Source organism: Nonomuraea sp. NPDC049129 (assembly GCF_040648495.1).
Taxonomy (GTDB): domain Bacteria; phylum Actinomycetota; class Actinomycetes; order Streptosporangiales; family Streptosporangiaceae; genus Nonomuraea.
Window position 1 is genome coordinate 584,671 of the sequence record NZ_JBEZDU010000003.1, and the last position, 18,349, is coordinate 603,019.

General features: G+C 67.9%; 22 protein-coding genes. 11 read left to right on the plus strand and 11 right to left on the minus strand.

Features of this window, described 5'->3' with window-relative positions; genetic code table 11:
• Positions 1 to 27 precede the first annotated feature (27 nt).
• Positions 28 to 207, plus strand: a complete 180-nt coding sequence (locus AB0B64_RS12190) for a hypothetical protein (RefSeq protein ID WP_225300943.1) — start codon at positions 28 to 30, stop codon at positions 205 to 207.
• Positions 208 to 261: 54 nt separating this feature from the next.
• Here the strand turns inward: AB0B64_RS12190 and AB0B64_RS12195 are convergent, their stop codons facing one another.
• Complete coding sequence (locus AB0B64_RS12195; protein WP_357938121.1) at positions 262 to 588, minus strand: hypothetical protein; 327 nt, start codon at positions 586 to 588, stop codon at positions 262 to 264.
• A gap of 177 nt (positions 589 to 765) precedes the next feature.
• On the opposite strand from AB0B64_RS12195, the gene rpsF reads away from it, so the two are divergent.
• The 7 genes from rpsF (at position 766) to AB0B64_RS12230 (ending at position 5,110) form a co-directional block, all read left to right on the plus strand.
• Positions 766 to 1,056, plus strand: a complete 291-nt coding sequence (rpsF, locus tag AB0B64_RS12200) for a 30S ribosomal protein S6 (RefSeq protein ID WP_026214314.1) — start codon at positions 766 to 768, stop codon at positions 1,054 to 1,056.
• A gap of 87 nt (positions 1,057 to 1,143) precedes the next feature.
• The gene (locus AB0B64_RS12205; RefSeq protein WP_357938119.1) at positions 1,144 to 1,713 is read left to right on the plus strand and encodes a single-stranded DNA-binding protein; all 570 of its coding nucleotides are present in this window, start codon (positions 1,144 to 1,146) and stop codon (positions 1,711 to 1,713) included.
• Between the two features lie 62 nt (positions 1,714 to 1,775).
• The gene (gene rpsR / locus AB0B64_RS12210; protein ID WP_020543048.1) at positions 1,776 to 2,012 is read left to right on the plus strand and encodes a 30S ribosomal protein S18; all 237 of its coding nucleotides are present in this window, start codon (positions 1,776 to 1,778) and stop codon (positions 2,010 to 2,012) included.
• Positions 2,013 to 2,027: 15 nt separating this feature from the next.
• Positions 2,028 to 2,474, plus strand: coding sequence for a 50S ribosomal protein L9 (gene rplI, locus AB0B64_RS12215; protein WP_225300946.1), 447 nt, complete (start codon positions 2,028 to 2,030; stop codon positions 2,472 to 2,474).
• 154 nt (positions 2,475 to 2,628) lie between these two features.
• Positions 2,629 to 3,495 (plus strand): ABC transporter substrate-binding protein, encoded by an 867-nt coding sequence (locus AB0B64_RS12220; protein ID WP_357938117.1) that lies wholly within the window; start codon positions 2,629 to 2,631, stop codon positions 3,493 to 3,495.
• Positions 3,496 to 3,506: 11 nt separating this feature from the next.
• Entirely contained in the window at positions 3,507 to 4,370 is an 864-nt protein-coding gene (locus tag AB0B64_RS12225; protein ID WP_357938115.1) for an amino acid ABC transporter permease, read from the plus strand.
• A complete protein-coding gene (locus tag AB0B64_RS12230; protein WP_358176759.1) occupies positions 4,367 to 5,110 on the plus strand; it encodes an amino acid ABC transporter ATP-binding protein in 744 nt (247 codons plus the stop codon). Before AB0B64_RS12225 ends, AB0B64_RS12230 begins: the two co-directional genes overlap by 4 nt.
• Before the next feature lie 389 nt (positions 5,111 to 5,499).
• Here AB0B64_RS12230 and AB0B64_RS12235 read toward each other — a convergent pair whose 3' ends face one another.
• Together AB0B64_RS12235 and AB0B64_RS12240 are read right to left on the minus strand one after the other, a co-directional pair.
• Complete coding sequence (locus AB0B64_RS12235; protein ID WP_357939716.1) at positions 5,500 to 6,981, minus strand: amino acid permease; 1,482 nt, start codon at positions 6,979 to 6,981, stop codon at positions 5,500 to 5,502.
• Between the two features lie 62 nt (positions 6,982 to 7,043).
• On the minus strand, positions 7,044 to 8,345 hold the full coding sequence (locus AB0B64_RS12240; protein WP_358176762.1) for an MATE family efflux transporter: 1,302 nt from the start codon (positions 8,343 to 8,345) through the stop codon (positions 7,044 to 7,046).
• Positions 8,346 to 8,627: 282 nt separating this feature from the next.
• Between AB0B64_RS12240 and AB0B64_RS12245 the strand changes: the two genes are divergently transcribed.
• Positions 8,628 to 11,261, plus strand: coding sequence for a replicative DNA helicase (locus AB0B64_RS12245; RefSeq protein WP_357938109.1), 2,634 nt, complete (start codon positions 8,628 to 8,630; stop codon positions 11,259 to 11,261).
• Between the two features lie 20 nt (positions 11,262 to 11,281).
• Here the strand turns inward: AB0B64_RS12245 and AB0B64_RS12250 are convergent, their stop codons facing one another.
• Together AB0B64_RS12250 and AB0B64_RS12255 are read right to left on the minus strand one after the other, a co-directional pair.
• The gene (locus tag AB0B64_RS12250; RefSeq protein ID WP_358176925.1) at positions 11,282 to 11,737 is read right to left on the minus strand and encodes a GtrA family protein; all 456 of its coding nucleotides are present in this window, start codon (positions 11,735 to 11,737) and stop codon (positions 11,282 to 11,284) included.
• Between the two features lie 379 nt (positions 11,738 to 12,116).
• Positions 12,117 to 12,818: an NAD(P)H-binding protein gene (locus AB0B64_RS12255; RefSeq protein ID WP_358176765.1), complete on the minus strand. Its 702-nt coding sequence runs from the start codon at positions 12,816 to 12,818 to the stop codon at positions 12,117 to 12,119.
• Positions 12,819 to 12,933: 115 nt separating this feature from the next.
• Between AB0B64_RS12255 and AB0B64_RS12260 the strand changes: the two genes are divergently transcribed.
• On the plus strand, positions 12,934 to 13,644 hold the full coding sequence (locus AB0B64_RS12260) for a TetR/AcrR family transcriptional regulator (protein WP_357938105.1): 711 nt from the start codon (positions 12,934 to 12,936) through the stop codon (positions 13,642 to 13,644).
• A 106-nt stretch (positions 13,645 to 13,750) separates the two neighbouring features.
• Here the strand turns inward: AB0B64_RS12260 and AB0B64_RS12265 are convergent, their stop codons facing one another.
• From AB0B64_RS12265 to AB0B64_RS12275, 3 genes are all read right to left on the minus strand, one after another.
• Positions 13,751 to 14,419, minus strand: coding sequence for a hypothetical protein (locus AB0B64_RS12265; protein ID WP_358176768.1), 669 nt, complete (start codon positions 14,417 to 14,419; stop codon positions 13,751 to 13,753).
• Complete coding sequence (locus AB0B64_RS12270) at positions 14,416 to 14,961, minus strand: RNA polymerase sigma factor (protein WP_358176771.1); 546 nt, start codon at positions 14,959 to 14,961, stop codon at positions 14,416 to 14,418. Before AB0B64_RS12270 ends, AB0B64_RS12265 begins: the two co-directional genes overlap by 4 nt.
• A gap of 132 nt (positions 14,962 to 15,093) precedes the next feature.
• The gene (locus AB0B64_RS12275; protein WP_358176773.1) at positions 15,094 to 15,897 is read right to left on the minus strand and encodes a phosphotransferase; all 804 of its coding nucleotides are present in this window, start codon (positions 15,895 to 15,897) and stop codon (positions 15,094 to 15,096) included.
• A 136-nt stretch (positions 15,898 to 16,033) separates the two neighbouring features.
• Between AB0B64_RS12275 and AB0B64_RS12280 the strand changes: the two genes are divergently transcribed.
• On the plus strand, positions 16,034 to 16,480 hold the full coding sequence (locus AB0B64_RS12280) for a universal stress protein (RefSeq protein ID WP_357938097.1): 447 nt from the start codon (positions 16,034 to 16,036) through the stop codon (positions 16,478 to 16,480).
• 139 nt (positions 16,481 to 16,619) lie between these two features.
• Here the strand turns inward: AB0B64_RS12280 and soxR are convergent, their stop codons facing one another.
• Genes soxR through AB0B64_RS12295 form a run of 3 tightly spaced genes read right to left on the minus strand, consistent with a single transcriptional unit; the run spans position 16,620 to position 18,297 of the window.
• Positions 16,620 to 17,120 carry a redox-sensitive transcriptional activator SoxR gene (gene soxR / locus AB0B64_RS12285; RefSeq protein ID WP_357938095.1) on the minus strand — a complete coding sequence of 167 codons (501 nt, stop codon included), beginning with the start codon at positions 17,118 to 17,120 and terminating at the stop codon, positions 16,620 to 16,622.
• Between the two features lie 4 nt (positions 17,121 to 17,124).
• Positions 17,125 to 17,850 (minus strand): metallophosphoesterase, encoded by a 726-nt coding sequence (locus tag AB0B64_RS12290; RefSeq protein WP_357938093.1) that lies wholly within the window; start codon positions 17,848 to 17,850, stop codon positions 17,125 to 17,127.
• A 9-nt stretch (positions 17,851 to 17,859) separates the two neighbouring features.
• Entirely contained in the window at positions 17,860 to 18,297 is a 438-nt protein-coding gene (locus AB0B64_RS12295; RefSeq protein ID WP_358176776.1) for an Lrp/AsnC family transcriptional regulator, read from the minus strand.
• Positions 18,298 to 18,349: the final 52 nt, after the last annotated feature.

Genomic DNA, 18,349 nt, shown 5'->3' on the forward strand with positions numbered 1-18,349 from the left:
AGGCGCCCCCTACGCGAGGAGAACGATATGACGCGCTGGCGCTGGCGCTCACTGATCTTCTTAATTTGGGTTCTTATCGGCATCTATGTGGCCTGGGTCTACCACTACATCACCCCGGGGATCCTCCGGAACATCGCCGAGGCGCTCCTCGCGGTCTTCCTGTGGTTCCTGGTGCTGCTCGGCGTGGATCTGCATATTGGTAAATGACCTCAGGCGAACGGTCCCGGCCATGCCGGGACCGTTTCGCATGGCATCAGCCGCTCAGGGCAGGAATCCGCCGTGCGCGATGCCGAGCGCGACGCCGACGAACGACGCCACCAGGCCGATGATGTTCAGCGAGCGCTGGGGCGTGGTCACCGAGACGTACTGCGAGTAGAGCCCCATCCCGAATCCGAGCGTGCCGAACCACGCGGAGATCGGGTGGGCGGCGACGAAGAACGTCGAGATGAAGGCCACCAGCCCGCACACGAGCGTGGCGACGGCCAGGACGTTCTCGATCGGGTGCGGCGCCCCGTCGCTGTTGAGCGTGAGTCTGAACCGCTGGGTCTCCGGAGGTTGCAGGATGTGCGGCACTAATGTCACCCCCATGGGTTTCCTACAGGTCCTTCCCATCCGCGAGCGGCTGGTAACCTGGTCAAGCTGCGTTGTGATGGGTGATCCATCAGCCTGAGACGCCGAAAGGGGTGTCCGGGTCCTGACGTCAGCGTCCTCCTGTCACGGCAGAGTGTCGTGACCGCAAAAGTCCAGAGGAGGTTGGAGTCCCGCATGCGTCGTTACGAAGTAATGGTCATTCTGGACCCTTCGCTCGATGAGCGCACTGTGGCGCCGTCCCTCGACCAGTTCCTCACCGTCGTCCGCAACGACGGCGGCACTGTGGAGAAGGTCGACGTCTGGGGCCGTCGCCGTCTCGCCTACGACATCGACAAGAAGTCGGAAGGCATCTACGCCGTCATCGACCTGTCCGCGGAGCCCGCGACGGTCAAGGAGCTCGACCGGCAGATGAACCTCAACGAGGGCATCCTGCGCACCAAGGTTCTCCGCCCCGACGTGCACTAAGCAGCCGTTGCCCGGCTTTTTGTCGGGCGGCAGCCGTACTCTGAGCCGTAACCAAAGCGAAGGCGTGCAGGAAGGCGAGCGCAAGCCATGGCAGCAGGCGACACCGTAATCACCATCGTCGGCAATCTTGTCGACGATCCGGAGCTGCGCTTCACCCCCACGGGTCAAGCCGTGGCTCGATTCCGCATCGCGTCCACTCCGCGGTTCATGGACCGCCAGACCAACGAGTGGAAAGACGGCGAAAGCCTCTTCCTGACCTGCAACGTGTGGCGGCAGGCGGCGGAGAACGCCGCCGAGAGCCTCCAGCGCGGCATGCGGGTCATCGTGCAGGGGCGGCTCAAGCAGCGGTCTTACGAGACCAAGGAAGGCGAGAAGCGCACGGTCTACGAGGTCGAGGTCGACGAGGTCGGCCCGTCTCTGCGTAACGCCACGGCCAAGGTCAACCGCACCACCCGTCAGGGTGGCGGCGGTGGCGGCGGCTTCGGTGGCAGCCCGGCCGACGACCCGTGGGCCTCCGCGTCGCCCGCCCCGCCCCAGGGCGGCGGCGGTTTCGGCGGCGGCGGTGGCGGTGGCGGCTACCAGGGCGGCGGTCAGCAGGGCGGCTCCGGCGGCTTCGGCGGCGGCGGCAACGACTTCAGCGACGAACCGCCTTTCTAATTCCAGTTCACCAGCCCGAGTCCATTCCCGCTTGACGGCGGGGCTCTGAAAGGAGCACCACGATGGCAAAGCCGGCACTGCGCAAGCCCAAGAAGAAGGTTTGCCTGTTCTGCCACGACAAGATCTCCTACGTCGACTACAAGGACACGGCTCTGCTGCGGAAGTTCATCTCCGACCGCGGCAAGATCCGGGCCCGCCGGGTGACGGGCAACTGCACCCAGCACCAGCGTGACGTGGCGACCGCGATCAAGAACGCCCGTGAGGTGGCCCTGCTGCCTTACACGAGCACCGCGCGCTAAGGGAGGACTGTCGATATGAAGCTCATCCTCACCAACGAGGTCTCCGGCCTCGGCACCCCTGGCGACATCGTCGAGGTCAAGGACGGCTACGGCCGTAACTTCCTCATCCCGCGCGGCTACGCCATGCGCTGGACGCGTGGCGCCGAGAAGCAGATCGAGTCCATCAAGAAGGCTCGTGACGCTCGCGAGATCCGCGACCTGGGCACGGCCAAGGAGGTCGCCGGCCAGCTCGGCGCCCTTCGCGTCCGCCTGGTCACCCGCGCGGGCGACTCCGGCCGCCTGTTCGGGTCGATCACCACGGGTGACGTCGCCGAGGCCGTCAAGGCCGCCGGCGGTCCCATCCTCGACCGCCGCCGCATCGAGATCGTCAACCCGATCAAGAGCGTCGGCTCGCACAAGGTCAGCGTCAAGCTGCACCCCGAGGTCTCGGCGTCGGTCGACGTCGAGGTCGTCGCCGGCTGACGACTCTCAGCTCCGCCGCTGCCCCCTCTCGCCCGCGAGAGGGGGCAGCGCTGTCTCTAGGGCCGTATGGGTGCAGGTGGGGGACATAGTGCACTGTCCCGCAGCGTAGGATTTGCTCGTTCTTCCCGCGCCCCTTCCCTGGAGGCCCCCAGCCATGGCCCGACCCTCGATGCTGCTGGCCCTTGGCGTGCTCGCGGCGGCGGCCGTCGCCTGCGCCCCCGCCGACACCCCGCCGAGCGCCGGCCCGGTCAGTCCCACGGCGTCCACCGCGTGCACCAAGGACCAGCTCAAGCTCGTCAACGCCGGCAAACTGACGATCGCCACCGACAAGCCCGCCTTCGAGCCGTGGTTCAAGGACGACGACCCGAGCAATGGCCAGGGCTTCGAGAGCGCGGTCGCGTTCGCCGTGGCGGGCGAGCTCGGCTTCGACCGCACCGAGGTGCAGTGGAGCACGGTCAAGTTCGACTCGGCCTTCGCACCGGGTGCCAAGCAGTTCGACTTCGACATCAACGAGGTCTCGATCACCCCGGACCGGGCCAAGGCGGTCGACTTCAGCCACGGCTACTACACGGTCAAGCAGGCCGTCGTGGCCATGGGGGACGGCAAGTTCGCCGGCGCGAAGAGCCTGGCCGAGCTCAAGGACGCCAAGATAGGCGTGCAGGTCGGCACGACCTCCCTCAACGCGGTCAAGGAGGTCATCAAGCCCGGTGCCGAGCCCAACGTCTACACCGACCAGATCGACGCCATCAACGCGCTGAAGAACAAGCAGGTCGACGCCATCGTCGTAGACCTGCCCACGGCCTTCTACGTGACGGCCGCGCAGGTCGAGAAGTCGAAGATCGTCGGCCAGTTCAGCTCGACCGGCGGCACGCCCGAGGAGTTCGGCCTGGTCATGGAGAAGGGCAGCGCGCTCAAGCCGTGCGTCGACAAGGCCGTCGACGCGCTGAAGTCCAAGGGCGAGCTGACCAAGATCGAGCAGCAGTGGCTCAGCGCGGCCGCGGGCGCGCCCGAGCTGAAGTGAGCGAGCCTTCCGTGAGCGAGCCTTCAGCGAGTGAGAGCGCTGTGGGCTGGGTCAAGAGCGAGCGGCAGCTCGAACGCGAGCGGGTCCGCAGGTCGCGGGCCCGACGCTCGACGTCCATCGCCGGCGCCTCGACGATCGTCTTCCTCGTCCTGGCCGTGGTGGTGGTCACCCATTCGCCCGGCTGGCCGCGGGTGCGGGAGTCGTTCTTCAACCCGGAGTGGTTCGTCAAGGCGCTGCCGGACGTCCTGACCGGGTTCCTGCTCAACATCAAGATCTTCCTGATCGCGGAGCCGCTGATCCTGCTCGTCGGAGTGCTGGTGGCCCTGGCCCGCACCGTCACGGCGCCCGCCTTCTTCCCGATCCGGGCGCTGGCCACGCTCTACACCGACATCTTCCGCGGCGTGCCGACGATCCTGGTCATCTACCTGGTCGGCTTCGGGCTGCCCGCGCTCAGGCTGCAGGGCATTCCGACGGATCTGGCCACGCTCGGCATCATCGGCCTGACGCTCTCGTACGGGGCGTACGTGGCCGAGGTGTTCCGGGCGGGCATCGAATCGGTCCATCCCAGCCAGGTGGCGGCGGCCCGCTCGCTCGGCCTGAGCCACGCCAAGGCGATGCGCTTCGTCGTGCTCCCGCAGGCCACTCGCCGGGTCGTCCCGCCGCTGCTCAACGACTTCATCTCCCTGCAGAAGGACACGGCGCTGGTGGCCACCATCGGGCCGCTGGAGGCGCTGAGGCAGGCGCAGATCATCGCGGCCAGCAAGTTCAACTACACGCCTTACCTGGTGGCGTCGCTGCTGTTCATCCTGCTCACGATCCCGATGGCCCGCTTCACCGACCACCTGGCCGCCCGTACGCGAAGGAGGCGCGGATGAGCCTGCTGACCATCGACGGGGTGTGGAAGAACTTCCGCGGCCACAGCGTCCTGCGCGGCATCGACCTGGAGGTACGCCCGCACGAGGTGGTCAGCCTGATCGGCGCGTCAGGGTCGGGCAAGTCCACGCTGCTGCGCTGCGTCAACCTGCTGGAGACCATCGACGACGGCGCCATCCACCTTGACGGGCAGGAGATCACCGACCCTCGGGCGAACGTCGACGACGTACGCAGGCGGCTCGGCATCGTGTTCCAGGCGTTCAACCTGTTCCCGCACATGACGGTGCTCGACAACATCACACTCGCGCCCCGGCGGGTGCACGGGGTGGCCAAGGCCGAGGCGGAGGAGCAGGCGGGCGAGCTGCTGGCCAGGTTCGGGCTGGCGGACAAGGCCCGCTCCTACCCCGACCAGCTCTCCGGCGGCCAGCAGCAGCGGGTGGCCATCGTCCGCGCGCTGGCCACCAAGCCACGGCTGATGCTGCTCGACGAGGTCACCTCGGCGCTCGACCCGGTGCTGGTCGTGGAGGTGCTCCAGGTCGTCAGGGAGCTCAAGGACTCGGGCATGACGATGATCCTGGCGACGCACGAGATGGGCTTCTGCCGCGACATCTCCGACACGGTGTGCTTCCTGGACGGCGGGGTCATGCTGGAGAAGGGCCCACCGGAGATGATCTTCACCGATCCGGAGCACGCCCGTACGAGAGACTTCCTGCGAGCCGTGCTGGACTCCGGGCGGCTCTAACGCGGCGTCCACGAACGTCGGGCGAGTATCCGCTCCCCGAAGGGGGTCCCTTCCTGGGACCCCGACCACAACGGACCGCTTCTCCCGAAGGGGCTCCCTTCTAAGGACCTCAGCCACGGCGGACCGTTCTGTCCGCCCCCGGAGCCCTTCCTCGGAGCCTCAACCACGACGACCCGTTTTCGTCCGCCTCCCGAGGAGGTGCCCCTTTCTAGGGGCCCCGCCACGACGGACCGTCTTCCTCCCGCTCCCCCGGAGGGGGTCCCTTCCTGGGGACCTCAGCCACGACGGACCGATTTCATTCGTCCCCCGGAGGGAGTATCCCTCCCGAAGGACACCAGCCACCACAGACCGTCACAGAGATTGAGACGGTCGTGACAAACCACCCGGGCTTAACGCCGATGGCGCCCTCTGGCATGGTTCAGGGGAGGCAGCTCAGGCTGGGCCAGCAGGCTGTGGCGCCGACCGTACACAAGGTAGACAAGCAGCCCGAAAGCCATCCACAGGGCGAACCACGCCCAGGTGAGCACCTGCAGATTCACCATCAGCCAGAGCGTCGCCACCAGGGACAGCGCGGGCAGCAGCGGCGAGAGCGGGACGCGGAAGCCGCGGTCGAGGTGCGGCATCCGGCGCCGCATGACGATCACGCCCGCCGCGACGAACATGAACGCGAACAGCGTCCCGATCACCACCAGCTGCTGCAGCGTGAACACTGGCACGAGCTCGGCCAGCAGGATCGCGATCACTCCGATGAGCAGCGTGACCCGCGTGGGGGTGTGATATTTGCGGCTGATCGTGGCCAGACGGCGCGGTATCAGGCCGTCGCGGGCGATCGAGAACAGTACGCGCGTCTGCCCCACGATCAGCACCAGGATGACCGTGGTCAGCCCGAGCACCGCGCCGATGTCAATGACATGCGCCATCCAGTCGACGCCCACCACGCGGAACGCGCTGGACAGCGGCGAGTCGGGGGAGATGCCGGTGTAGGGGATCATGCCGACCATGACGACGGCCACCGCGAGGTAGATGACCGTGGCGATCACCAGGCTGCGGATCATGCCCTTGGGGATGGCCCTGGAGGCGTTCACGGTCTCCTCGGCGGCGGTGGCGACGACGTCGAAGCCGATGTACGCGAACGCGATGGCCGACGCCGCCGCGAACACCCCGAACCAGCCGAACGCGTGACTCTGCCCCACGATGATGTCGAGCACGGTCGCCGCCGGGGTGGTCAGGGGCTTCGGTTCGGTGTAGAGGTCGCCGAAGTTGGCCACTTTGACGTACCGCGCCCCGACGACGATGACCGCCCCGATGGCCAGCAGCTTGGCCGCCACCATCACCCACAGTGCCCGCAGCCCGACCCGCGCGTTGAGCGCCACGACGCTCGTCAGCACCACCAGGATGAACAGGACGAACACGTCCTCGACCACGTTCTGGTACGGCAGGCGCACCCCGAACCCGGTGATCGCCCGGACGGTGATCAGCGCCCAGGCCCTGGCCACTACGGCGACGGCCAGCTCCAGCTCCAGGATCAGCGCCCAGCCGATGATCCACGCCCATACCTCGCCGAAGATGACGTAGGTGAAGGTGTAGGCGCTGCCCGAGGTCGGCATCGTGGACGACAGCTCGGCGTAACACAGGCAGGCCAGCAGGCAGGCGATCCCAGCGATCATGAACGAAAGGATCACTCCGGGGCCGGCCATGGTCGCGGCCTGCTGCCCGGCGATGCTGAAGATGCCCGCGCCGATCATCACACCGAGCCCGAGCACGACCAGATCGGCGGGCCGGTATAGCTCAGCGAGGCTGTGGCGCGCGCCTGTGCGTAACCCGGTCGCCGCGTCGGGCGGCAGCCGCCGGAGGATTGTCGACAAAGGCACACCCCGCTCAGGGAACCCGCCCACAGTGCCGCACCACACGCGTAACAGCAAGCACGGGACGATTACGCCCCGGTCACCAGCCATGCCGTACCGAGCGCCCGCTGTCCCAGCGTGATCAAACGTGCGATCATCCACACCCCGAGCGCGCACCAGAGTGCGACGATGCCGAATCCCGAGGCGAGAAAGGCACACGGCAGGTACGCGAGCGTCGTCCACAGGGCCGCCCACGCCAGGTAGCGCTGGTCACCCGCACCGATCAGTACCCCGTCGAGCACGAACACCACGCCGCACACCGGCTGGAACAGCGCCACCGGCCAGAGCACGGCCAGCAACTGCTCGGTCACCTGTGGATCGGCGTCGAACAGGCCGGGCAGCAGCGGCCTGGCCGCGACGACGAGCACGCCGAGCGCGAACCCCGACCAGAGACCCCATCGCACCATGCGCCGGGTCGCGGCCCTGGTGGCGGCCACGTCGCCGGCGCCGAGCGTACGGCCGGTGATGGCCTGGCCGGCGATGGCGATGGCGTCCAGGGCGAAGGCCAGCAGGGTCCAGACCTGGGTGGCGATGGCGTACGCGGCCAGCTGGGCCTGGCCCATCCTGGTGGCCACCACGGTCGCCGCGATCAGCACGACGCGCAGGCAGAGGGTCCTGATGAGCAGCGCGAAGCCGGCCGTACCCGCCTGCTTGACGCCCGCCAGGTGAGGCGTGAGCGATATGCCGAGCCGCAGCGCGCCCCTGGCCACCACGACGAGGTAGACGGCCGCACCCAGCGTCTGAGCCAGCACGGTGCCCCAGGCCGAGCCCGCGATGCCCCAGCGCAGTCCGAGCACGAACCACGCGTTCAGCCCCGCGTTGAGCGCGAACGAGCCCACCGCGACGGCCAGCGGCGTGACCGTGTCCTGCAGGCCGCGCAGCACGCCCGTCCCGGCCAGCACGACCAGCATGCCGGGCGCGCCGAGCAGCGAGATGCGCAGGTACGTCGTAGCCTGCCCGGCCTGCTCCGGGACCGCCCCGAACAGCCCGACGATCGTCGGGGCGAGCGGCCAGCAGACCGCGATGAGAGCGGCGCCGATGGCCAGCGCGAGCCAGATGCCGTCCACGCCGCTGCGCATCGCCCTGGCATGATGGCCCGCACCGGTCTGGCGGGCCACGGACGCCGTCGTGCCGTACGCGAGGAAGACACAGAGGTTCACCACCGTGGCCAGGATCGTGCCGGCGACGCCGAGGGCACCCAGGGCGGTGGTGCCCAGCCCGTGCCCCACGATGGCATAGTCGGCGAGCAGGAAGAGCGGTTCGGCGACCAGCGCGCCGAACGCGGGCACGGCCAGGCGCAGAATCTCCCTGTCCTGCGACGTAATGGGCATTTACCCATTATGGCCATTACCCGGCGTGTCGGGCCAACTTTCTTTCCTCCACAGCCGGTGGACAAAGTTTTCGCAGGTCAAGTGGGGTGCTGTGGATTGTGGACAGAGTTATCCACAGCTCCGTCCACAGTTGTTTCACACCCTGAGCCGAATAGTGCACAGCTTGACCACAGGGTTGTCCACAGGCCGCGTTGCCGTCTCACCGCGAACCCGCGAAACTGTCACACCGGTCGACTACAAGTGGGGGTGGTGCGACCGCCTGCAAGGTGTTGAGGGGGCGCGGTGAGCATTGACGAAGAGGGCGGCGCAGGCCCGGGGTTCGAACGTACGCCGCCTAGCAACATCGAGGCGGAGCAGTCGGTTCTGGGCGGCATGCTGCTGTCCAAGGACGCGATCGCCGATGTGGTGGAGCTCATCCGCTCCGACGACTTCTACCGGCCCGCCCACCAGATGATCTATGACGTCATCACCGACCTCTACGGCCGAGGCGAGCCCGCCGACGCCGTCACGGTCTTCGACGACCTGCAGAAGCGCGGCGAGATGGCCCGCGTCGGGGGTGCCGCCTACCTCCACACGCTGACGGCCGTCGTCCCCACCGCGGCCAACGCCGGCTACTACGCGAAGATCGTCCGCGAGCAGGCCATCCTCCGCCGCCTCATCGAGGCCGGCACGCGCATCGTCTCCTTCGGCTACGGTGGCCAGAACGAAGAGGTCGACGACCTGGTCGACCGCGCGCAGGCGGAGATCTACAAGGTCACCGAGCGACGCACGTCCGAGGACTACGCGCCGCTGGCCGACATCATGCCGGGCGCCCTCGACGAGCTGGAGGCCATCGGCAGCCGCAGCGGCCAGATGGTCGGCGTGCCGACCGGCTTCCAGGACCTCGACCAGCTCACCAACGGCCTGCACCCGGGCCAGATGATCGTCGTCGCCGCCCGCCCGGCCATCGGAAAAAGCACCCTAGGTCTAGATTTCGCCCGCTCCGCGGCGATCAAGCATGGGATGACCACCGTCATCTTCTCGCTGGAAATGTCGCGTAACGAGATCACGATGCGTCTGTTGTCGGCTGAGGCGCGGGTGGCGCTGCACGCCATGCGCTCGGGCAGCATGGGCGACGACGACTGGACCAGGCTGGCCCGGCGGATGAGCGAGGTGGCCGAGGCGCCGCTGTTCATCGACGACTCGCCCAACATGTCGATGATGGAGATCCGGGCCAAGTGCCGGCGCCTGAAGCAGCGCAACGACCTGCGCTTCGTGGTGATCGACTATCTCCAGCTGATGAGCTCGCCGAAGAAGACCGAGAGCCGCCAGAACGAGGTCTCGGAGATCTCCCGTGCGATCAAGCTGCTGGCCAAGGAGCTGGAGGTGCCGGTCATCGCGATCTCCCAGCTCAACCGAGGCCCCGAGCAGCGCACGGACAAGCGGCCCGCGGTCAGCGACCTGCGCGAGTCCGGCTGCCTGACGGCAGACACCCGCATCCTTCGGGCCGACACGGGCGCGGAGGTGTCGCTGGGGGAGCTTCTGGAGTCTGGCGCACGCGACATCCCCGTGTGGTCGCTGGATGAGAAGTTGCGGCTCGTGCCGCGCACCATGACGCATGTCTTTCCCAGCGGAACCAAGGAGGCCTTCAGGCTGCGCCTGACGTCGGGCCGCGAGATCGAGGCGACGGCCAATCACCCCTTCATGACCTACGACGGCTGGCGACCTCTGGGGGAGATCGGACCGGGCACTCGCCTTGCCGTTCCGCGCCACGTTCCCGCCCCTCAAGATCTTCAGGAGTGGCCCGAGGAGGAGGTCATCCTCCTCGGGCACATGATCGGAGATGGTTCGTTCGTCAGGAACCAGCCGATTCGGTACGCAAGTACGGACGAGACTTGCCTGGAAGCTGTGACGATGGCCGCCACGCATTTTGGAGTGAATGCGGTCCGGGACGACTATGCCGCCGCGCGGGTCACCACGCTGCGGCTACCTGCCCCTTATCGGCTCACGCACGGCAAGCGCAACCCCATCGCCGCCTGGCTCGACGGCCTGGGTCTGTTCGGCCTTCGCAGTCACGACAAGTTCGTTCCCCAGGAAGTCTTCTCTCTGCCGAAGAAGCAGATCGCCCTGTTCCTGCGTCACCTGTGGGCGACAGACGGATGCATCTGGTGGGACGAAAAGCTCGGCCAGTCGCGGATCTACTATGCCTCGACGAGTCGGCGACTGATCGACGACGTCGCGCGGTTGCTGCTCCGGTTCAACGTGATGACTCGCATCAAAACAACCCGGAAGGGCGACTACCGGCCGGGGTATCAATTGCACATCTACGGCGCGGAGAACCAGCTCCGGTTCCTGGAGGAGGTGGGCGTGGTCGGCGAACGAGCAAAGCATGCCGCTCGCTGCCTTCCAGCGCTGCGGGCAGCCAAGAGCAAGACCAACCTCGACACGGTTCCCCGTGAGATCTGGGACCGTGTTCGTGACGTGCTGACACAGAAGAGCATGACCCATCGGGCGTTCTCGAACGCGCTGGGGACCCAATTCTGCGGCAGCGCCTTGTGGAAGCACGCACCCAGCCGGGAGCGTCTGGGTCGGGTGGCGGCGATTCTGGATGACGCCCAGATGGAGATGCTGGCGACGAACGACGTCTTCTGGGACGAGGTCGTTTCGATCGAGAGCCTAGGAGAGCAGCCGGTCTATGACGCCACGGTGCTGGGAACCCACAACTTCGTCGCCAACGGGATCTCCGTCCACAACAGCATCGAGCAGGACGCCGACATGGTCATCCTGCTGCACCGCGAAGACGCGTACGAACGGGAGTCGCCGCGGGCAGGCGAGGCCGACCTGATAGTAGCCAAGCACCGAAACGGCCCCACGGCGACCGTCACGGTGGCCTTCCAGGGCCACTACAGCCGCTTCGTCGACATGGCCCAGCACTAGCCTCGGGCTTTGCAGGGCGGTCATGCCGCCTCGTCCGTGGGATCGGGAGTGGGAGCCAGTCGCATGCTGCCGGACTGGGCCTTCTCGTCGGGGAAGACCCACTTCCGGAACGCCCAGAAGCGGAAGACCATGGCGATCAGCGTGCCGATGATCTGCGCGCTCATGAAGTCGGCGATCTCCTGGGTCACCAGGCTCACATCCGGGGTCTCCAGGTGAAACACGTACCGGGAGATCCAAAGCGGCGCGGAGCTGAGCACGAGACCGACGCCGCTGACCAGGAAGAACAGCGCCGCCTCGTGACGGCGCTCGCGGCCGCCCCTGGTCCGGAACGACCATTCGCGGTTCAACACGTAGGACACGATCGTCGCCACGAGCACCGCGATGATCTTCGCGGTCACCGGCTTCGGTTCCAAAATGGTGAGCTTCAGCCCATAGAACATCGTGTTGTCCACTAAGAACGCTGTTCCACCCACCACCGCGAACTTCAGCAGCTCACGGTGCTTCAGCGCAAGGGCGTGCAGCGGGCCCGGTAATCTTTCGAGTACTGCGTTTGCTATTCGGAGCACCCTCGATCTTCTCACCGGTCCGGCACCGCAGAGCGTTGTCTTCCGAAGGGGTATCCAAAGGGATTCCCGGCCACGACAGGTCGGCTCCTGCCTCACCCCCGGAGGCGGTCCCTCCGTAGGGACTCCGGCCACCACGGGCCTGCTTCTTCCTCACCCCCGGAGGGGGTATCCCTCTAATTCGATGGGGACCGCCACGGACCGTCATAGGGATTGAGACGGTTGTGTGACGAACCATCTGAGGAACCGAGGTTCCGCGATTCCGTGAGCATGAAAGGTGGGGCTGGCCGGTTCAATAGCCGATGGTGAAGCGTCGCTGGACGAAGCGCGGCAGTTCCGCCTCGTCGACGAGGGCGACGGCGGCGTCCTCCGAGGAGATTCGGCTGCGTCCGTCGGCGTCGAGGATCGGTTGGTCGCCACCGATCCGGAAGCGGCCGGTGCGCCGGCCGGGAGCGATGTCCTCGGCCGGGCTGAAGTAGGTCCAGAGCCGGTTGGACGTGCGCAGGACGTTCAGGGCGTCCCGATGCCCGCGTACGGCGGCGGCGTACTCCCTCGGCAGCCCAATCTGATCGAGGCTCTCGTGCAGGAGTTCGTCGGAGTCGGCTCGTACGAGGCCAGGCTCGATCTCCAGGCTGCCGGCGCCGCCGATCACGATCAGCCGGGTCCGGGGGTGACTCTCCAGCGCCTTGAGCAGCGCTCGGGCGGCGGTGGCGTAGACCGTGGGATCGGCGATCGACCGCGACACGGTGTCGGCGAAGTCGTCGGCGGCGTTGCCAGGCTGGAATCCGCTGATCAGGACGTCCAGCCCGGGCAGGACCGCGGCGACGCTTCCGGCATCGAGGACGTCGACGCTCTTCCAGACGATGTTCTCGCGCTCTTCGCTGATCCGGGTGGCGTCGCGGCTGAACGCTGTGACGTGATGCCCCCGGTGGAGGGCTTCGGTGACGACGCGGCTTCCGATGCCGCCCGTGGCGCCGATGATGCCGATGTGCATGGGTCTCCCTATGTGTTCGCTGTCAGACGCGTGCCTCGCTGTCAGACGTGACGAGACTATACGGCGTGAAGTTTTTATACGGCAAGCAGTGTAGTGACGCTGTATAGTGGCCGCTGTGGGAAGTACGGGAGGACGCCGCGAACGGCTGCGGGTCGAGACGACGGCGGAGATTCAGCAGGTCGCGCTCAGGCTGATGGCCTCGGGCGGACCCGACGCGATCACACTGCGGGCCATCGCCCGTGAGATGGGCATGACCGCCAATGCGATCTACGGCTACTTCGCAACCCGCGACGATCTGGTCACGAAGCTGATCAACGAGGTCTACACCGCGCTGGCCGACGCCGTGGACGCCGCATGGGCCAAGGCCCCGGCCGCGCGTCCGGCCACTCGGATCCAGACATGGGCGCGCGCCTTTCGGGACTGGGCTCTGGCCAATCCCGAGGGATTTCGCCTCATCTATGGCGACCCCGTGCCCGGCTATCAAGCTCCCGAGGGCGGCGCCGCACCGGACGCCGCGCACCGGGTCTGTACGGGCATCGCCGCCCTGGCGGACGCCGCCTGGCCGCACGCCCAGCACCTTTACGCGCACAGTGACTTCCAATGGTCCGACTTCGACGGCGGGCTTCTCGGCAAGGTCCGCCCGGCATTCCCCACCTTGCCGCCGGCCGGCGTGGCACTCGCGCTGCGCATCTGGGGCCACCTGCACGGCCTGGTGTCACTGGAGATCTACGGACACCTGCGTACCCAGACGATCAGTCCCGACAAGCTCTTCCAAGAAGAACTGGCCCAGCTCGTCCGGTCACTGGGCATCGAATCCGAGGCCTGACGGCCCGCAATGGGTCGGCGATGTGGTCCGCGGGCTGCGGGCCGCCGCCGTAGCTCGACGGCGGCCCGCAGCCGCCTTCTGCGGAGGCTGACGCCCCGGGCGGTTATCAGCCTCCGCCGACGGTGCTGTCCGTCTTCTCAGTGGTGCCGGGAGAGTCGTCCGTCTTCTCACTGGTGGACGGGCCGTCGCCGGTCGAGTCAGTGGTCGGCGGAAGGTTCAGCGCGGTCGCCTCGCAGGGGGCCACCGCCCCCTTGACCACCTCCAATGAGATCGCGGTAGGCGGCTTGTCCGCCTGGTCGACCGAGACCGCCAGGACCAGCGTCTGGCCGGAGCCCGCCTGCCCCTTGCCGATCAGGAACGCCATCCCCGTGCCGACCGTCCTGATCAGGAAGCTGTTCTTGGCCCGCCCGTCGCCGACCCCGTGCCCGCCTCGGGGGTTCTTGCAGGTCTGGTCAGCCGGCAGGTAGTCGACCACCGCCGTCACCCCCGCCGCGGCCAGCTTGGCCGTCAGCTCACCGGGGTCACGAAACTCGCTGATCCGCACCTCGACTGATCCGTCCGCGTTCCTGGTCACGGCGAAGGCCGGGGTGGCGGCTCCGCCGTACACGTTCATGGCCACCACGGTGGCCGCCGTGACCCCCGCCACCGCGGTGGCCAGTCCCACGACACGCCCGGTCCTGCGGCGTCGCGCCGGTGGCTGGACGACCGGGTCCGCCCTCCTGCCGGCGATGTCGTCCTTGAGTGCGGTGAGCAGACGCTCCTCGAAGTTGTTCATGCCTGTCCCTCCACGTACACAGCCGACGGCGAAGCGACGTCTTCCAGGGCGCGTCTGGCCCGGTGCAGGCGGACTCGGGCAGTCACCCCGTTGATGCCCAAGGCCACCGCGGCCTCCTTGACGGTGAGCTGATCGATCGCCACGAGCTCAAGCACGGCCCGCTCGCCCTCGGGCAGGTCGCCCATGGCCGCCAGCGCCCGCCGCATCTGGCGCTCGGCGTCGATCCGCTCCTCCATGCGGTCGAGGTCGTGGTCGTCCATCAGTCGCCGGCCCGCGACGCGGCTGGTCGCTTTCGCCTCGCGGGCCGTGCGTCGATACTGGGCGGACACGACGTTGCGCGCCACGCCGTACAACCAACCGGTCTCGCTGCCTCGGCCGGGGCGGTAGGTGTGCCCGGAGTCCAAGACCGCCAGGAAGATGTCGGCAGTCAGGTCGGCGGCCAGGTGAGCATCGCTCACCCGGCGTACGACGAACCGCATGACGCCATCGACATGGCGGCGATAAAAGGCCTCAAAGGCCTCGGGGTCCTCGTTGAGGCGCACAAGCCTCGCTCCCTTCGTCGCTCGCCCTACACCTCTACTTGGACCGAGCGACCCGAAGCGTTTCCGGTCAGGACGGCACCGCTGACCGACGTGTCGTCCTGGCGGGCGCCGTTGACGTGCGTCGGGCGGAGATCAGAGCGGCCGGAGTCGTTCGGCGATGTCGAGCCAGACGGTGACCTCGGTGGCGGTGAAGTGCCGGATCGCCCAGTCGACCATGCGCAGGCTCATGTGCGCCCAGCAGGCCGGCGCCGCCTCCTCGGACACCATCCCGTCGAGCAGCCGAGCGAGCTCCGGGGCCCGGTGCGTGAGGTCGAAGCGCAGTGTGAAGAGATCGAAGTCCGCGTCACCCTGTGTGGCGCCGTCCCAGTCGATCACTCCGGTGACCGTGCCCGAGGCGTCGACCAGCACGTTCTCGGGATGGAAGTCGGTGTGTACGAGGTCGGGGCCGTCCAGCCGCTCTGGGAGGGCGGCGCCGATCTCCTCGACCTGGTCGAGCAGCCGCCGCGTGCGGCTGTCGTACGTCCGCAGCGGCTCGTGCAGGCAGAAGCCCGGCCCGTCGGCGCGCAGGAAGAGCGCGAATCCGGGCAGATCCGTACGGCCGGCCAGCAGGCCGCGGCAGCGCCGGTTGACGTCGAGCATCGACTCGATCGTGACCCGGGAGGGCTCGAGCGGGGGAGAGCCCGGCAGCAGCTCCTGCACCACGACGGGCGGGCGTACCAGCTCGTAGCGCGGCGCAGGGACGCCCGCCGCGCGGGCCACCTCCAGCAGCGCGCCGACATCGGGTCCGCGGCTGAGCACCGACCGGCGGCCGTCGGGCCAGCGCACGTACGCGGCGCCGACCTGGCCGCCCGGGCACGGGCCTTCATAGACGAGCGGTACGTCGAGCTCGCGCAGAACGCCGTCGATGTCGAGGCGGGGCACGCGGGGGAGTGTCACGAAGACCGATCCTCGCCGGTCCTTCAGCTGCGACACAACTTCCGGTGTGACACAACAGACAGCGGCTCCCGGAATCCCGGCTGATCGTCCCAGTGCTGCAACGAGAGAGTGAGCTTCAACTGAAGGGAAGCACGCCATGACCATTCTCGTCGCCTACGACGGCTCAGCCGACTCGCGCGCCGCCATCGAGTTCGCGGCCAAGCACCTGGCCGCCGAGCCCACGCTCATCGTGACCGTGTGGGAGCCGCTGCTCGTGCAGCTCAAGAGGTATCCGCTGGCCGGTGCCGCGGTCCTCGCCGACTCCAGTGAGGAATGGCGGGTCCAGGCTGAGCAGTACGCCAAGGAGGGGGCCGAGCTGGCGATCGCGGCCGGGCTCGCGGATGTGACGTATCGGGCGGTGGCCGACAACGAGTCGATCTGGCGGACGATCGTGGACGTCGCGGACGAGGTCGACGCGTCGCTGGTGGTCACGGGGTCGCGAGGACTTGCCGGCGTACGCTCCGTGCTCCTGGGCAGCGTCTCCAACCACGTGCTGCACCACGCCCACCGGCCGACCCTGATCGTCCCACCGACCAAGCACTGATCGGTCCACGACCGTTTTCTGGGCGCGACGGACCGTCTTCTTCCTCCCCGAAGGGGCTATCCCGTCAAAAGGACCCTAACCACGACGGACCGTCACAGGGACCGAGACGGCCGCGTGACGAACCGCCGTGAAAGATCGCCTAGCACGCGGCCTGTGGGGCCGAGCAGCCGTCCTTGGACGGGGTGAGCCGGGTGTCGATGCGCCTCGCCCCCGGCCCTTCGTTGCCCAGCCGGTCGTGCGGGTTGGCCAGCGCGCACCGGTCGAGCGACAGGCACCCGCACCCGATGCACTCCGTGAGGTCGTCGCGGAGTCGCTGCAGTTGCTCGATCCGGTCGTCGAGCTCGCTGCGCCAGGCCGCCGACAGCCGCGCCCAGTCGTCACGGGTGGGCGTGCGCTCCTCGGGCAGTTCGCTCAGGGCGTCCTTGATGGTCCGCAGCGGGATGCCCAGCCGCTGCGACAGCCGGACGAACGCGACCCGGCGCAGCGTGTCACGGGTGTAGCGCCGCTGGTTGCCCGCGGTGCGGCGGCTTCCGATGAGCCCTTTGGCCTCGTAGAAGTGCAGCGCCGACACGGCCACGCCGCTGCGCTCGGCGAGCTGGCCGACCGTCAGCTCCTTGGAGTTCCACGCCACCTTGGTCATAACCTCAAGAATACTTGAGGAATACCGGCCGGAAGTGGGTGACCAGCTGGCGGCCGTCGAAGATGTGCAGCGCGTACGCGGGCGGCAGGTCGTACGTGACCGGGATCTCGGCCTCGGTCTCCACACTGGTCAGGCAGGTGGAGATGACGCCGGGTGCGACGACGAGCGGCAGTCCGGCGAACCGGGCCGACACGGCGGTGTGCGCGTGGCCGGTCAGCACCCCGGCCACGTGCGGGTGCCGTGACAGCAGGTCCGCCAGCCGTTCCGGCTCGCGCAGCCGGATCTGGTCGACGTACGGGATGCCCAGCTCAATCGGCGGATGGTGCATCCCCACGAACGCCGGGACGTCGGGCCGCTCCGACAGCACCTCGTCGAGCCAGGCCAGCGTCTCGTCGGCCAGGTAGCCGTGGTCGTGGCCGGGCACGCTCGAATCGGCCAGGGCGATGGTCAGGTCGTCGAGCCTGAGCGCCTGGTTGGCCGGGCCGAGCAGCTTCTCGAACTCCGGCACCGCGTCATGGTTGCCCGGACAGATGGCCAACGGCCGCTCGTCGCGGAGCAGCTCCTTCGCGATCGTGTATTCCTCCGGCAACGCGTGGTCGGCGATGTCACCCGTGACCAGGACGGCGTCGAGGCGCAGGGTACGCAGATGCTCCATGACCTGCCGCGTGCGCTCGACGCTCTCGTCGGAGCCACCGATGTGGGTATCACTGATCTGCGCAAAAATCGCCACCCGAGCACCCTATTCCACGTGTACGGGCCGCTCGAAGAACGTCTCCAGCACGACGACCGTCTGGGTCCCGGTCACGCCGTCCACCTCGAACACCTGCCGCAGGACCTGCTGTAACTCCCTAGTGTCGGCCGTACGGACCTTGAGCAGCACCGAGGCGGGACCGGCGATGACGTGGGCCTCCTCGACCGGTGCGATGGCCGCCAGCCGCGCGGCGGAGTCCCCCATCCAGGCGCCGCCGTCGACCAGCACATACGCCACGACCTCGCGCCCGAGCGCGGCCGGATCCACCTCGATCGTGGTGCGCTTGATCACCCCACGTTCGCGCAGCTTGCGCACCCGCTCGTGCGCCGCCCCACTCGACAGGCCGACCGCCTTGCCGAGAACCGCGTACGACCGCGTGGCGTCTTCTTGAAGCAGGCCGATCAGCATCTTGTCGATCTCGTCCATGACAGTATGCTATTCGACTATGCAGCCATTCCACCAAACACCATATGGCCAC